Origin of the sequence: Bifidobacterium catulorum (genome assembly GCF_003129925.1) — a bacterium.
GTDB classification, from domain to species: domain Bacteria; phylum Actinomycetota; class Actinomycetes; order Actinomycetales; family Bifidobacteriaceae; genus Galliscardovia; species Galliscardovia catulorum.
Map to the genome: position 1 here is coordinate 1 of NZ_QFFN01000042.1, position 15,714 is coordinate 15,714.

Annotated in this window: 10 protein-coding genes; 1 reads left to right on the plus strand and 9 read right to left on the minus strand. The window is 65.2% G+C overall.

Annotated elements, in window-relative coordinates; genetic code table 11:
* Window positions 1-222: 222 nt before the first annotated feature.
* Both DF200_RS09555 and DF200_RS09560 read right to left on the minus strand, forming a co-directional pair.
* Complete coding sequence (locus DF200_RS09555) at window positions 223-3,108, minus strand: family 78 glycoside hydrolase catalytic domain (protein ID WP_158275841.1); 2,886 nt, start codon at window positions 3,106-3,108, stop codon at window positions 223-225.
* 635 nt (window positions 3,109-3,743) lie between these two features.
* Window positions 3,744-4,877, minus strand: a complete 1,134-nt coding sequence (locus DF200_RS09560) for a 3-deoxy-7-phosphoheptulonate synthase (protein WP_109138046.1) — start codon at window positions 4,875-4,877, stop codon at window positions 3,744-3,746.
* Window positions 4,878-5,240: 363 nt separating this feature from the next.
* Here DF200_RS09560 and DF200_RS09565 point away from each other — a divergent pair, with 363 nt between their 5' ends.
* Window positions 5,241-6,254 (plus strand): ribose-phosphate diphosphokinase, encoded by a 1,014-nt coding sequence (locus tag DF200_RS09565; RefSeq protein ID WP_109138047.1) that lies wholly within the window; start codon window positions 5,241-5,243, stop codon window positions 6,252-6,254.
* A gap of 501 nt (window positions 6,255-6,755) precedes the next feature.
* On the opposite strand, the gene DF200_RS09570 is transcribed toward DF200_RS09565, so the two are convergent.
* The 7 genes from DF200_RS09570 to DF200_RS09600 all read right to left on the minus strand — a co-directional run bounded on the left by DF200_RS09570 (window position 6,756) and on the right by DF200_RS09600 (window position 15,356).
* A complete protein-coding gene (locus tag DF200_RS09570; RefSeq protein ID WP_109138048.1) occupies window positions 6,756-8,105 on the minus strand; it encodes a C1 family peptidase in 1,350 nt (449 codons plus the stop codon).
* Window positions 8,098-9,837: a cell division protein gene (locus DF200_RS09575; protein ID WP_146192066.1), complete on the minus strand. Its 1,740-nt coding sequence runs from the start codon at window positions 9,835-9,837 to the stop codon at window positions 8,098-8,100. The genes DF200_RS09570 and DF200_RS09575 overlap by 8 nt, the downstream gene beginning before the upstream one ends.
* Before the next feature lie 202 nt (window positions 9,838-10,039).
* Entirely contained in the window at window positions 10,040-10,699 is a 660-nt protein-coding gene (locus DF200_RS09580) for a pyroglutamyl-peptidase I (RefSeq protein WP_109138050.1), read from the minus strand.
* Between the two features lie 61 nt (window positions 10,700-10,760).
* On the minus strand, window positions 10,761-11,621 hold the full coding sequence (locus DF200_RS09585) for an IspD/TarI family cytidylyltransferase (protein ID WP_109138051.1): 861 nt from the start codon (window positions 11,619-11,621) through the stop codon (window positions 10,761-10,763).
* A gap of 207 nt (window positions 11,622-11,828) precedes the next feature.
* Complete coding sequence (locus tag DF200_RS09590; protein ID WP_109138052.1) at window positions 11,829-12,845, minus strand: purine nucleoside phosphorylase YfiH/LACC1 family protein; 1,017 nt, start codon at window positions 12,843-12,845, stop codon at window positions 11,829-11,831.
* A gap of 9 nt (window positions 12,846-12,854) precedes the next feature.
* On the minus strand, window positions 12,855-14,462 hold the full coding sequence (locus tag DF200_RS09595; protein WP_109138053.1) for a peptidase U32 family protein: 1,608 nt from the start codon (window positions 14,460-14,462) through the stop codon (window positions 12,855-12,857).
* Between the two features lie 171 nt (window positions 14,463-14,633).
* Window positions 14,634-15,356, minus strand: a complete 723-nt coding sequence (locus DF200_RS09600) for a LysE/ArgO family amino acid transporter (protein ID WP_109138054.1) — start codon at window positions 15,354-15,356, stop codon at window positions 14,634-14,636.
* Window positions 15,357-15,714 lie beyond the last annotated feature (358 nt).

The following is a 15,714-nucleotide window of genomic DNA, read 5'->3' on the forward strand; positions in this document are numbered from 1 at the left end:
ATCCCCCTTGCCAAGGGGATCCGATTGGTGAGACGTCCTATCCCGTCGGCTCCCCTCAAGGTTGAGGGGCGCTGGCGGCCGTAGGCCGACTGAGGGGAGGTGGGATCCGGGTGGGTTCTCCCCTCAGTCAGGCTGTCGCCTGACAGCTCCCCTCAGAGAGGGGAGCCGATTGGTGAGACTCACTCGGCTTCCCTTTGGCCGAGGTGAGACGCTCCACGCGGCTCAGGCCTCGGACTTCCCTCCACGGGCCACGATCACGTGGCGACCGGCTGTCAGACCGTGGATGCGGCGCGCGCCTTCGGGATACTTGCCCTGCACGATGGTGGTCGGCATCCCCAGCGACGCGTCGCCGGCGGCGGCCTCCTCGCCGTTGAGCGTGAGCGTGCCCTTGCCTCCGGTCAGCGGCGGCACGATCACATCGGCGGTGGTGCCGATCGGCACGGTCACGTCAATCTCGATGCCGTCCACCCTCTGGTCGCCGGGCGTCGGAATCGTGTCGCCGAGCAGCCGGTACGAGGCTTCGATGCGTCCTACGGAAATCGGCACGACGGCGCCGGCCTCACGCACGGACCCGCATTGCGGCGCCACCACGAACTCGCGGAAGCCCGGCTCCAGCGGATGCACACCCACCATGTACCGCGGCAGCAGATAGGCCGGCGAGCACGCCCACGGATGCGAATACGTGGTGTTGCTCTTGAGGTCCAGACTCCAAGCCTCCATGGTGGCGCCGGCACCCTGGTCGATCATATGCTGCCAGGTGCGTTCGCCCTTGGTTGCGGCGATGAGCTCGTTCGCGTAGGCGCCGGCACCGGCCTTGTACAGGCCTTCGAGCAGTATGGCGGCCACGTACACGCTGCATGCCATGCCCTTGCCATGCAGGAACTCCACCACGCGCGGGATGCGTTCGGCCGGCACCCGGCATCCGGCGAGCACGAACGCGGAGGCGTGCTCGGAGCAGTGGCCTAGCTGCTCGCCGTCGGCCCCGGAGTCGAGACCGTCCACGTAGGCACCGGTCTTCTCGTCCCACAGCCGTTCATTGATCGCCTTGTTCAGACGGGAGACAACGCGGAAGTACTTGCGGGACTCCTCCCCCTTGCCGAGGGCCGACGCGAGCCGCGACGCGCACCGGTAGGCGTAGGCGGCGAGCGCGTTGACCACGGTGTTGACACGCCCGAATTCGAATCCATCGCGTTCGGCCGGCGGCCAGTCGACGAGATCACCATCGGTATGGCTGCTTTCGCCGGGGTCCTTCACGATCAGTCCGGTCTCGTCGTCGAGGTAGTCGTTCGGCAGCATGGCCACGATCTGGTCCCAGTGGTTGCGCGCCTGCCTGAGGCTTCCGGTCTGCACCCATGCGTTGTAGACGGCGATCACCAGATACATGGGCCATTCGGTGGGCCATGTGCGGTTGGCGAGCAGGAAGTCGACGGAGTATTCGCCGAGCGCGGGCGCGTTGTCCAAGGCGAGGTGCGCGCGCTGCTGGAGCCATGCGTCGGCCTCGTAGGGAATGCGTTCGCGCGTCCACGAGTCCACGTACATGTTCACGTTCAGGCCTTCGATGGTCTGCCTGCACAGGTTCCATACGCGGTTGAGCGTCTCGTCGGACGAGGTGAAGTCCTTGTCTCCGCCGTTGAACGGGTAGATCAGCGAGCGCGCCATCACGGCGGTGTCGCTGTCGTACAGCGCGTCGATGATGCCGTCGTCGTCTCCGGCGAGGATCTCCACGTAGCGGAACACGCGCAGACCCCATGTGCGGGCGGAGAGCGGGACCTTGAGCTTGTTCGGCTCGAAGTGCCAGATGTCCTGGTACGTGTTGTAGGCGCTCAGCCGGTATTTGACGGTGCGGTCGTCGTTGAGCACCTCGCCGTAGCGGATGACGAGGTTGGTCGGCGTGGACGAGTATGCGGCCATGCGGATGCCGCCGGCCACGGCGCGGCCGAAGTCGAGGATGAGCCGGCCGTCGTCGGTCTTCCATTTGTCGACGGCCTTCCATTCATGCAGTTCGGGCTTGTCGATCGGCGCGGCGCGCAGTTCGTCGAAAGGCTGCTTGATTTTGGCCCCGGCCCAGTCGATGTCGTCGTATCCGACTTCCGACATGCCGCGCGGGTATTCGGCGGCGTCGATGTATTCGGCGGGCAGTTCGTAGACGTGCGAGCCGACCGACGGCGAGTCGAGGAAGATGTTGTTGCCGACCTTGGCGAGCCATTCGCCGTTGGTGCCGAAGTGGACGAGCGTGCCGTCCTCGTACATGACGTCGAGTTGGGCCATGAACCGCTGGTCCTCCAGCGCGTAGGCGATGACGCCGATGAAGTTGTCCCGTCCGGAGACGAGATACCGGGTCACGTCGAAGCCGTCATAGCGTGTTTCGCCGTTGATGGGGAACGTAGGTCCGATGCCGACGAAATGGCCGTTCAGCCACATGCGGTACACGTATTGGCGGGTGCGCCACACGCTGGCGCCGGTGGCGTTGAGCGTGGCCCAGCGGATGGGTTTGCGCGCAAGGCTGATGCGTCCGCGGAACAGCGCCCAGCCTTGGGAGTTATGTTCCGACTGCATGGTTTCAGGCTTGTTGGCGAACTGGTCGTCGGCGTCGGACGCCACGGCCTCGTCGCGGGCGTTTTCGGGCGGTTCGAGGGTCCGGTAGGCGTTCGCGGTCAACGGGTCGGCCCAGATGGGGGCGGCCTGCCAACGCGTGCCGGCACCGGTGCCGAACGTCATAGGATCGCTCCACGCCGTCGGTTTGCTGGAGTCCTCGGTGCCACGCCAGACGCGCACGGATACCCAGTATCGGCTGCTTGGGGACATGGCGACCTCGTCGAGGACGATGCCGTCGAAGCCGTTGCCTTCGCGGCGCCCTGAATCCCACACGTCACCGATGCCCGATTCGGCGATGTCGTATGTGGAGGCGACGACGATCTGATATGCGACGACGGCGTTGAACGCCGTGGCCTCGTCCGCCGCCTGCACGGATCCGATGTCGACGAGCGGCACCTCCCATTTGAGCACAGGGGCGACTCCCGGCTCCAGATCGACGGGTGCCACGCGCTCGTTCATCCGCAGGTTCTTCGGCGCCTTGCTTTCCGTCACGACGACGATTCGATCGGCCATGTTCATTCCCTTCCCCGCATCATTGCAGAAATTGTGCATACACGACCATTATTTCGCATGAAACGCCGAATATCGGAATATTTGCCATGATTTCAGCGAGTTGTCAGATGCCTGACAGCGCAGTGCATGGCCGACGACGAGAAACTCCCCTCCTTGACACCAACTCCCCTCAGACGGCCTACGGCCGCCAGCTCCCCTCAACCTTGAGGGGAGCCGATGAGATGGAACGACCCACCAAAAGGCTCCCCCTGACAAAGGGGATTCAACCGGATGGAACAGAACGTCTCACCAATCGGCTCCCCTCGCCGAGGGGAGCTGTCATGCGACAGCCTGACTGAGGGGAGAACACACCCGACACCAACTCCCCTCAGACGGCCTATGGCCGCCAGATCCCCTCAACCTTGAGGGGAGCCGACGGGATGGAACGTCTCACCAATCGGCTCCCCTCCCCGAGGGGAGCTGTCAGGCGACAGCCTGACTGAGGGGAGACCCCCGACACCAACTCCCCTCAGACGGCCTACGGCCGCCAGCTCCCCTCAACCCTGAGGGGAGCCGATGAGATGGAGCGCCTCACCAATCGGCTCCCCTCGCCGAGGGGAGCTGTCGGCAAAGCCGACTGAGGGGAGACTATCGGACTACAGCTCGCGGCGGCTGCGGACGGCGGCGGCGAGTGTGTGCAGCAGCTCGTCGGTGCGGTCCCACGGCACACAGCGGTCGGTCACGGACTTGCCATACACGAGCTGGTCGAGCGGCGCGGGTTTCTGCGATCCGGCTTCGATGAAGCTTTCCATCATGATGCCGGTGATGCCCTTCTCCCCCGCGGCGATGCGTTCGGCCAGGTTCTCCACTACCTCGGCCTCCACGACCTCGTCCTTGCCGCAGTTGCCGTGGGCGGCGTCGACGACCAGACCGACCTCGCTGGGGCCGGGCGCCTTCGACTTCCTCAACGCCTCAAGTGCGGCCTTCACCGACTCGGGATCGTAATTGGGGCCGTGGCTCGAACCGCGCAGGATGAGATGGCAGTCGGGGTTGCCCTTCGTCTCTGCGGCGATCACATGGCCGTCGAGGTTGATGGACAGGAAGTGGTGCTGGAAGCTCGACGCATAGCAGGAGTCGGCGGCCGCCTTGATGGAGCCGTCGGTGGAGTTCTTGAAGCCGACCGGCATGGACAAGCCGCTGGCCAGTTCGCGATGCACCTGGCTTTCGGTGTTGCGCGCGCCGATCGCACCCCAGCTGATCGCGTCGGAGAGATACTGCGGCGTGATGGGGTCGAGCCATTCGGTGGCTGCCGGGATGCCGAGGTCGAGTACGTCGGAAAGCACCTTGCGCGCCATGAACATGCCCTTGCGGATGTTGAACGTGCCGTCGAGGTCCGGGTCGTTGATCAGCCCCTTCCATCCGATGGTGGTGCGCGGCTTCTCGAAGTACACGCGCATCACGACCACCAGGTCGTCGCGCAGCTCGTACGCCACTTCGGCCAGACGCTGCGCGTAGTCGTGCGCGGCCTTCGGATCGTGGATGGAGCAGGGGCCGACGATCGCCAGCAGACGGTCGTCGCGGCCGTTGAGCACGTCACGAATCTCCTGACGCGAGCGCCGCACGAGGTCGAGCTGCTTGTCGCTGAGCGGGATCTCCCGGATAAAGGAGCGAGGTGCCGGAATAGGGTCAAGCTGATAGATGTTCACATCCATCGTCTCGGGAAAGACGGCGCGCTCCGAGAGATTGCGCCGTTCGTCTTCGCTGCTGTCGGGTCCGCGAAGCACTGCCATATTTCTCACCTCTTTCACTGCATGATGCGACGGTCTGTCGCCATGTAATCGTCTCAACCGTCGAGACGAACTCCCACTATACGATGTCCCCGCCACTTTGCCCCATGTTGTCTCATTCGATTGCATCGTCATTGCATCGTCCATGGCCGGCGGAAAGACGTCGACGACATCGTCGGGACATCATCATTGTCTCACTATCGCCGATGGACGCCACATATCGGGATGAACGCACGGAGTTTTCCAACAACATGTGATGACTGCCCCAACGTCAACCGTTGCATGCCGCGACACCGCTACGCTGTCGGGTAGGCAAATCACTTGGTTTTCGACTACTATCGACAAGGGTCGAAAGGAGAAACTCGCATGTCCACAGTCCTGGAGGAAACCCCGAAGAGGAAACTCGCCATCGTCACCGGCCGGGCGTACCCGGAATTGGGTGAGGAAATCGCGAGATGCCTGGGCATCGACGTTCTCCCGACCACGGCATACGACTTCGCGAACGGCGAGATGTACATCCGCTTCACGCAGCCCGTGCGCGGCGCCGACGTCTTCGTCATCCAAAGCCACACCGATCCCATCAACAAGTGGATCATGGAGCAGCTCATCATGATCGACGCGCTCAAACGCGCATCCGCACGCTCCATCACCGTCGTGGCACCGTTCCTCGGCTATTCGCGTCAGGACAAGAAGCATCAGGGCCGTGAACCCATCACCGCGCGTCTCGTGTTCGACCTGTTCAAGACCGCCGGCGCCGACCGCATCGTCACCGTCGACCTGCACGCCACGCAGGAGCAGGGCTTCTTCGACAACCCCGTCGACCATCTGACCGCCATGCCCATCCTCATCGACTACGTGCGCACGCACGTGCCGCTCGACAACGTGACCGTCGTCTCCCCCGACGCCGGCCGCATCAAGGTGTCCGAACGGTGGGCCGCCCGCCTCGACAACCGTCCGCTGGCGTTCATCCACAAGTCGCGCGACATCACGCGTCCGAACCATGCCGAGGCGCATGGCATCATCGGCGACGTCGAGGGCCGCGACTGCATCGTCGTCGACGACATGATCGACACCGCCGGCACAATCTGCGAGGCCGTGAAGGTGCTGCGCGGCGCCGGCGCCAAGAGCGTGACGCTCGTCGCCACCCACGGACTGCTTTCCGGACCGGCCGTCGAACGCCTCAAGAACTGCGGCGCCCGCGAGATCATCCTCACCGATACCGTGCCCGTCCCGGCGGAGAAGCGTTTCGACGGCGTGACCGTGCTGTCGATCGCGCCGCTGCTGGCCGCCGGCATCCGGTCCGTGTTCGAAAGCGATTCGGTGACGCACCTCATCGAGGGACTGCCCGCCGACATGCGCGAACGCAACATGTACGCGTAAGGTCGCGGATATACGACGATACGCAACGAGGTCCGGCACCGTTGGGTGTCGGACCTCGTTGCGTATTAAGCCGGGTGACTGAGACGGGGCAACTCCCCTCAGTCAGCTTCGCTGACAGCTCCCCTCAACGAGGGGAGCCGATTGCACATCACGTTCCAGCCGGCTCCCCGCCGACTGCGGGGGAGCTGATTACACTGCACGTTCCAGCCGATTGGCTCCCCTCATGAATGAGGGGAGCTGTCCGCCAAAGGCGGACTGAGGGGAGTTGACCACCCGGAGTCGCCTTCCGCCCCCAAACGTTTTCTCCCCTCAGTCAGCTTCGCTGACAGCTCCCCTCAACGAGGGGAGCCGATTGCACATCACGTTCCAGCCAGCTCCTAGCGCTCGCTTGACGATAGGTGAAACCGGTCGGTTTCGTAAGAAACCAACCGGGGAGACTACACAACAGTCCACTGGACTGTTGTGCTTAACGTCTCCTAGCTTTGGCCTGACGGCGTAGCCTCAGGCCAAAGCTCCCATCGGATCCCATGCGGGGAGGGAGATGGCGGGGGCGTCCAGGGCCTCCTGGTATTCCTTCGGCAGATAGGACTTCGGCACGGCGACCTCGTATACGAACTCGCTGAACCAGTCGTCGCTCATCGTGAAGTAGCCCTTGTCCGCGATCTTATCGCCCCACGAGTTCTCCACGCGCCAGCGTCGCGTCGTCCGGCCGTCGTCGGCCACGTCGACGCCGACGAACGCCATCGCATGGTTCATCGCGGAATCGGCGAAGCGTACGCGCTCCTCCTTGTCCATCGCGAAGTCGAAATCATACACGCGGCCGTATTCGAACAGGTCGGTGGCCCATGCGCCGTTCGTCCGGTCCATCATCGGATGGCAGTCCGCGCCGAACCAGACGGGGATGCCCTGCTCCTCCATGATGCGGCGGGCGCAGTCCTTCATGAAATCGACCGGCACGTTGAGATACTCGGTCGGCGTGCCGCCGACCACGTTGCCCAGATGTTCGATGGCGATCTTGGTGCCCTTCGGATGCTCCTTGCGCGGGTCGTCGACCAGGCAGACGTAATCCTCAAGACCGGCGTCGACGTAACGGTTCCAGAACTCGACGGGCGTGATCTCGCCGACGCGGTGGAAATCACCCTCGTCGTCGGTCCACTCCCAGTCGAAGCTCGTCGGCGGGGTGCCCAGATGGATCGTCAGCACGCGGTGGGCGGCGGCCAGCGTATCGGCCACGGTGGTTTCGACGTCGGCGCCCTCATACAGCCGGGCGACGGCCTGACGCAGCACGGAACGCAGGTTCGTGTTCATCTGGCCGGTGTTCTGGCTGGACGCGGTCTCGGGGAACAGGTCCTTCGGCACGGCACCGTACTTGGTGTAGACGTTCAGGGCCATGGTCCACTGGCCTCCGTCGCCCATCACATCGTGCAGCAGATGCTGCATGAGGCGGGAGTCGGAGGGCTCGCCGGCGGCGACGAGCGCGGCCACGTCCTGCAGGAAGTAGTTCACGCGTTCGAGCTTGTCGTAGTACATGGCATAGCTCTGCGAGAACTCGAAATCCTTGACGCCGAGGTTCTTCTTCGCCACGAAACGAGCCACGTTCAGCGAGCTGAACAGCCAGCAGCGGCCTGAACGCGCCTGCGACGTGACCTTGCCGTTGTCGACGACGGTAGAGAACCGGCGCTGCAGCGAACGGGCGCGGTCGAAGTTGCGGGCGGTCTTGTCGATGCCGGAATCGGTGACCGCGTTCATGGCGATGCGGTTGGCCTCACGGGCGTCGAAACGCTCACGCAGGTCGGCGAGACGGTTTTCGGACAGGGATATGAACCTCTTCGGTTCGGTCAGCTCAGTCATGCATACGCTCCTTCTTGTGCACGGGCTCGATGGACGGCGGCATCTCCGCGGGGGCGGCCATCGTCTGCATGTGCGCGGGCACCGGAGACGCCGGGGCCGCGGAGGCGGGGGACGCCGACTCGGCGATGGGCGAGGGTGCGTCGGCCAGCGGGGCCTGCGGCACGACCGTGGTCTCCATGGCCATCGTGGCCTCGACAGGGGCCGCTGCGGTCGGCTGGTCGAGGACCGGCTCGGCCGGGACCGACGGCTCCTCGGGCTCGGCCGGGACAGCAGCCGGAGCCGGAGCCGGCTCGCCGCCGACCGGAGGCATACCGGTGCCGGTCACGCTCACCGGGGTCGGATGGTCCTCGGTGGACGGCGCATCCGCCACGGTGTTGACGACCGGCACATCCGGGGCCTCGCCCACGCCGGCCGGCTGGTCGCCGGGGGCCGAGATGGTGCCTGCGCCGGCGCTCGTGGCGAGCGGCGCGGCCGGGGATTCGGCGGCGGGGTTGCCGAAGCCGAACGCGTTGGAGAAGATGGAACGCAGCTCGTCCACGCGGGCGGTGATGGAGGCCTCGCGCGACTGCAATGCGGCGATATGGTCCTGCAGCCCCTCGATCTCCTTCTGCGCGGCCTCGCGACGCTGCTGGATCTGGGCCTCGGCCTTGCGCGTGGCCTCGTCCACCAAGGCCTTGCTCTGCGCGTCGGCGTCCTGACGCTTCTGCGCGGCATAGGCGTCGGCGTCGGCGCGGGCGGCGCGGGCCTGGGCGAGCAGTTCGTCGGACTCCTGCTGCGCCTGGGCGCTGCGCTCCTTGATGTTCGCCAGCACCTCGTTGACCTTCTTGGTGGCGTCGTCCTGCTGGGCGGCGATGTCCTTGCGGATCTGCTCCACCTCGGCGGAGACCTTGGCCAGACGCTCGGCGCGCTCCACATCGGCGGAATCGGTGAGGCGGCGGGCGTTCGCGTTGGCCTTCTCAAGGATCTCGCCGGCCTGACGCTTGGCATCGGACAGCATCTTGCCGGCCTGGTCGCGCATGTCGTTCAGACGGGCGTTGGCCTGGTCCAGCGCCTTCTGGATGCGGTCGTCGGACTCGTTCTTCTTGCGGGCGATCTCCTCGTCGGCGGCCTTGCGCTGGTTGGCGATCTCCTGGGTGAGCTGCGTGCGCTGCTCGTTCATTTCGCGCTCATGCGTGGCCTTCTGAGCGGCCAGGGTCTTCTCCTGGTCGCCGCGCTTGGTGGTGAGTTCGAGCTGCAGGGTGTCGCGCTGCTCGCTGGCCTGCTTCTCGGCCACGGCCTTGAGCTGCTGCGCGGTCTGCTTGGCGGAGGCGAGGATCGTGCTGGCCTCGGTGCGGGCCTTCGACACCATGGAATCGGCCTCGGTGCGGGCGTCGTCATGCACCTGGTTCGCGTCGATGGACGCGTTGTTCATGATGGTGTCGGCCTTCTGCTGCGCCGTGCGGCGAATCGTGGCGGCGTCCTGCTTGGCGCGGTCGAGCAGTTCGCGGCTGGTCTGCTCGGCGGAGCTCAGCAGCTGCTGGGCGGAGGCGCCCAGGGAGGCGAAGGAGTTCTTCTGCGGGGCGGCCTTCTTGGCCTTCTCCTCCTGCAGCTCGGCCTCAAGCTTCAGGATGCGCTGGTCATAGGCGCGAATCTGCTCGCGCATGCGCGCCGTGTTCTCGCGCATCTCGGCCATGGCCTGCTCGACCCGCTCCTTGTCGTATCCACGCAACACCACAGGGAAATTTTCTGACATCACGAACTCCTGCCTTCGCACACAACGTAAGAACTGTGACGGGACTACGTACCCCGACTGCTGGAAACTTTAGCGCAGATGCGGTGCGGAATCGCGGCAGCCACGCCACGTTGCCACACTTGTCTCACACACGTGGCGGAGGGGCGGAGGGTAAGCCGTTGCCCTGCCGAGGACACACCCTGTCCGACGCGGAACCCGGAGCCTAATCGGCGCAGATCTCGTCGGCGAAGGGATGGATGGCGTAGTCCACGGTGGCGCGCACGGCATCCTTGGCGGCCACGATCATCTGGTCCAGCGACAGCCCGGAACCGTACTTGCCGCCGTCGCCCACCTTCGGGAAGCTGAGGAACCCGGCGAGCGCGTTCGACTGCGCGGCGTTCCAGTCCAGCAACTGGTAGAACAGCGAGTTGCAGACGAACGTGCCGGCGTCCGAACTCAGCGTGGCGGGGATGTTGCGCCGGGTGAAATCATGCAGGATCGCCCGCAGGGGCAGACGGGTCCAGTATGCTGCCGGCCCCTCGGAATTGATGGGCACGCGGCGGGGTTGCACGTTGTCGGCATCCGGCCGCGACGCGTCGATGAGATTCGTGGCGCAACGCTCCAACGCCACCGAATGCGCATGGGTCTTCAATCCCGTGGCGATGACGATATCCGGGCCGACGGCGTCGATGGTCTCGCGCAGCGTCGGCCATGCGTTCTGGAAGCTCAGCGGCAGCAGGACGGACGTCACACAGACCGTCGCGCCGTCCGGTATGTCGTCCACCCCTTTGGACTCCAGCACGCGGGCCACTTCGGCGGACGGATTGAGGTCGATGCCCTCGTAATGGTCGAATCCGGAAATCACGACGTTGAACTGCTGCATGATGCCCAGTGTAACCGTTCGTATGCCCGGACGATTTTCCCGCGGCGGGCTGCGCCGGCCGTCAGCGGCGCATCTGGTTGAAGGCCTCGGCGAACACGGCGTGCATCCGCTCCTTGGCCTCCTCACGGGTACGCGGGCCGCGGATCGATTCGGCGATGTTCTCGGCGATCGGGATGTCGGCCAGGGTCGTGATCTTCAGATTCGTCTCCGCGCCGGCGACGATGGCCACGGGCGTATCGGGCAGATAATCCACGACCACGCGGGTGTCGTCGGTCGGATGGAAGTCGGGATCGTCGACGGCCGCCGCATACGCCTTGCGGATCGTGGCGAAGCGGAACGCCTGGGGCGTCTGCGCGCGGAACGTGTTCGGACGTTCCGGAACCGAATGGATGACCTTGCGGTCGCCCAGATCGCCGGTGAGCAGCACGGTGTCGGTGGACGCCACGGCCACGGTGGCGGCCTCGAACTCGTCGAGCGCGTCGATGCAGCCGTCAATGGAACGACGTTCCACGAACGGGCGGACGGCGTCGTGGATCAAAATCTTCGCATCGCCGGGGATGCCGGCGTCGGCGAGCATCTGCAACGCGTTCTGCGTGCTGTCGGAACGTTCGGCGCCGCCGGGGATGATGGCGCGGACCTTGCCGAACCCGTTGGCGTCGACGAGACGTTCGACCTCATCACCCACCTGCGCGTTGACGACGACGATGACGTCGGTGACGCGCGGATCGTTCTCGAACGCCTCGATGGACCATACGACGATCTCCTTGCCGCCGACCGACACCAGCTGCTTGGGGTTGTCGGGGTCGAACCGCGTGCCGAATCCCGCAGCCAATACCACGGCCACCACGGGCACCGTCGGTGTCTGGGATGGGGACTGCGTCTTGGTCTGCTCCGACTGCGAAACACTGCTCTTCTCACACATGGACCCCACCGTAGGCGTCCATGATCGCCCATGTGCGTCGTTCACACATATTCTGCACCGAATATGCAACTGGGCGGCATGGGCGAAACCTGCGGCTACGAGGATACATGGGTCCTCGGCCCCTCAACCCTCAATCCCTCGACCCCTCGGCCGACGCCCATCTCAATTCGGCGCGGCCGAGGCCTTCGCTTCTCGTCCCACCGCCCGCTACTCGCGCACGACAAGGGCGAGGAGGCGGCCTTCGCGGGTCTTGCCGGCGAGCGCGGCGCGGCGATGCGAATACCACAGCGGGTTTTCGAGCGTGCACAGGCTGTGGCGCACATTGCCGAGGCGTTCGTGCAGTTCGGGGTCGCCTTCGTTGTCGGCGCGGCACAGGGCCTTGAGCTCCTCATCGTCGGCGAGGTACTTGGTGGCGGCGTTGACGCGCGGCATGGAATCGACGACGTTGTGCACGCCGGCGAAGGCGAGGTCGATCATCGCGGCCTCGGCGATGTCGATGCCGGCGCCGCCGAAGCGGGACGTGGTCTTGGTGAGGGGGAAGCGTTTCTGGAAGTCGTCGGCCACCTCGTCGCCCACCTCGTAGCATTCGCCGCAGATGCGGGGGCCGAGCGTGGCGACGATCGCGTCGCGCTTGGCTCCCTTCTTCACCATGAGGTCCACGGTCTCGCCGATGATGCCACGCTGGAGTCCGCGTCGGCCGCAGTGGGCGGCGCCGATGACGCCGGTGGTCGGGTCGGCGAACAGCACGGGCAGGCAGTCGGCGGCGAACATGCCGAGGGCGATGCCGGTGCGGGACGTGACCTGCCCGTCGGCTTCGATGCGCTGCGCTTCGCGCTCGTCGTCGATGCGGGTGCCGGAGGCGTCGAAGCCGTAGGGCGCGTTCTGCCGGAACAGTTCGTCGGCGTCGACGGCCACGGCGGAGTGCACCTGGCCGACCAGAGAAAGCCTTGCGCCGATCTCGCCGGCGAGCGCCTCGCGGTTGGATTCGATGGCCTTCGGGTCGTCGCCGCCGCGGCCGCCGAGGTTCAGAGCCGCGTAGTCGCCCTGGGAGACGCCTCCGAGGCGCGTGGTGTAGACGACCTTGACGCCGGGGGCGAGCGGGATGGGGATGGTGACGGGCACGGGCCGGCCGTCGTCGTAGTGGGTGGGCAGCGTGTTGCTGTCGAGGATCCTGGCGTTGGGGTCGGCCGGATTCGGGTTGGTCAGCGGGTTCGGGTTGGTCATGGCTGCTCCTTATGCGGCTTTGAGCGTGGGCTTTTTGGTTCGTGAACGCATGGCGGCGTTGACGGGCACCTCATGCGGGCAGGGCAGGGAGAACACGCGCGCCGGATGGTTGATCTCGGCCACGGGCACGCCGTCGGCGTCCTCCAGCCCGTCATCGGGCACGGTGTAGGCGAGCGGGGCCTCGCCGGGCAGCACGAATTCGACCAGCTGCCCGGGCTCGATCTTGTTGCGGGCCATGATGGTGGCGCGTCCACCGCGTTCGGCGCTCCAGGAGAGCACCTCCCCCACGACCAGCCAGTCGCGGAAATAGGCGGAGCGGTCGGTGTTCTGCGTCACCTTGTGTTCCGGATAGTAGAAGCCGGTGGAGTAGTCGCGGTGGGCCACCTTGTATGGTTCCTCGACCAGCCATCCGGGCAGTTCGACGTGCGGGGCCGGGCGGCATCGCGCATGGTGCCAGCCTTCGGGCAGCACCTCCTCGCGCGTATTGGACTTGCGTCGGGTGGATCGGGCCCGGTAGCTCAGCTCGTCGAGCTTCGCCCCTCCGGCGGACCGCGCGGCCGCGTCCTCGACGGCGGCGGGCGGCTCGCCGGGCATGCCGGCGAACGCCTGGTCGGCGTTGCGTTCCACGGCGTCGTCGTCGGTCTGTGCGAAGTCCGGGTCGTCGGGACGGACCACGCGGTCATGGAACGGCTTGAGCACGTTGCCGGAGGCGTCTTCGAATCCGCGCTGCACCATGTATTCGTCGACGGCGGTCTTGTAGGCGTTGGTCATGGCGGCCACATAGTAGGCGCTTTTGGAGCGGCCCTCGATCTTGAGGCTGCTGGCGCCCGAGTCGAGCAGGTCGTCGATATGTTCGAGCATGTTCATGTCCTGCGAGTTGAACAGGTAGGCGCCTTCCTCGGTCTGTTCGATCGGATAGTACTGACCGGGCCGCTTCTCCTCCACGATCGAGTACTTCCAGCGGCAGGGCTGCGCGCATTCGCCGTGGTTGCCGTCGCGGCCGGTGAGGTAGTTGGAGAACAGGCAGCGTCCGGAGAACGCCATGCACATCGCGCCGTGCACGAAGCATTCGATGTCCATGTCGTCGGGGATGCGGGCGCGGATGTCGCGCACGGCCTGCAGGTCCATCTCGCGGGCGAGCACGACGCGGCGCGCGCCGAACTCGTACAGGGCCTGCGCGGCGCCGTAGTTGGTGACGCCGGCCTGCGTGCTCACATGCAGTTCGAGGTCGGGGGCGATCCGGTGGGCCATCATCATCACACCGATGTCGGTGACGATCAGCGCGTCGATGCCGGTGTCCTTCAGCTGGCCGATGTAGTCGCGGATCGCCTCGACCTCGGCGTTGCGGGGCAGCACGTTGAGCGTGACGTACACGCGGGCGCCCACGGCATGGGCGTAGCGTGCGCCCTCCTCGAAGTCGGCGAGGCTCAGGTTGCGTGGGGCGCTTCTCATGCCGAACGCCTTGCCGCCGCAGTAGACGGCGTCCGCGCCATAGTCGACGGCGGTTTTCAGCCCACGCAGGTTGCCGGCCGGTGCCAGCACCTCGGGCCGGTGGCGACGGATGATGGATGCGGGCGCGGCATCCGGGGTTTTCGGGGTTTCAGTCGATGGATTCATAACATAGGACAGTCTAGCCGAGGGGCGGGGATACCGGCCGGACGGACCCGACCGCGGAATCCCCGTAGGAAGAATCCATTACTTGGTAAAACCGGTCACAAAATTCCCATACTTGGTAAAACCGGTCATAAGAGAACCTTTCCGAGGCCCCTTATGACCGTTTTTGCCAAATTACAGATTGACGGCCATGACGGCCAGGGCGAATTCGACGAGGAGTTTGACGCCGTATAGGGTGATCACCACGCCGCACACTCTGTTGAGCACGTCGATGACCTTCGGGCTGAATTTGTGCGCGAACGCGTTGACGACGAGCGTGACGCCGAGGAACCACAGCACCGAGGCGGTCTCCACCCCGGTGATGAACGGCGCGGTCTGCCCGACGTTCAGGGTGGCGGCGAATGCGCCGAGCATCAGCGTGCCGTCGATGATCGCCTGCGGATTGCACCACGTGACCACGCACGCGGTGCCGATGGTGTCGAGCAGGCCGCGCATGCCGGGATGCCTGTCCGACGCCGACTGGAATCTCCGTGGACGAGCGTCGTCGCATGACCGTCCCGCCACGCCGTCCGCCTTTCCGGCATGGCCCGTCCCAGCCGTGTCGGCACGGGTCCCATGACGCTGCGGCAGTACGAGTCCCATGCCGATGCGGATCACGACCAGTCCGCCGAGCCCGAGCACGATGGTCTCAAGCCACGGGTTCGACTGCATCAGCGCGCCGACGCCGAAGAAGCAGGAAAGCGAAAGCGCCATGTCGAACACGATGACGATCAGTGCCGTCGCCAGCGCCCGCCGTCGCGGCTTGGTCAGCGCCGAATTGATGACGAACAGATTCTGCATGCCGATGGGCGCGATGTACGCCAATCCGACAGTAAGCCCCTGAAGGTAGAACCCCATGATGCCTCGCCCGCGCTTTCTTCCCGATTCGCTGGAAACTTGTCAGCACAATCAGCCAAGATGACTTTGGTTGGATATCATCACCCATCCAAAATCAATCCTGTCGATACTATCAACCGGTTTCTTCTGTTGAAATCACCGCAATATTCAATGACTAGGCAGTAATTCTAGGAGTAGAATACCAATCAGCAACCAGCCAAAAGAGGAAGGTGATGCTCAACCAAAGACAACAACACCGTCGTACTGTCAACGCCTACGGGGCCAACTCCCCTCAGCCGCGCCGTGCGCGGCAGCTCCCCTCAACCTTGAGGGGAGCCGATCACCAAGGCCCCACCCAAACGGCTCCTCAAGGAGAACC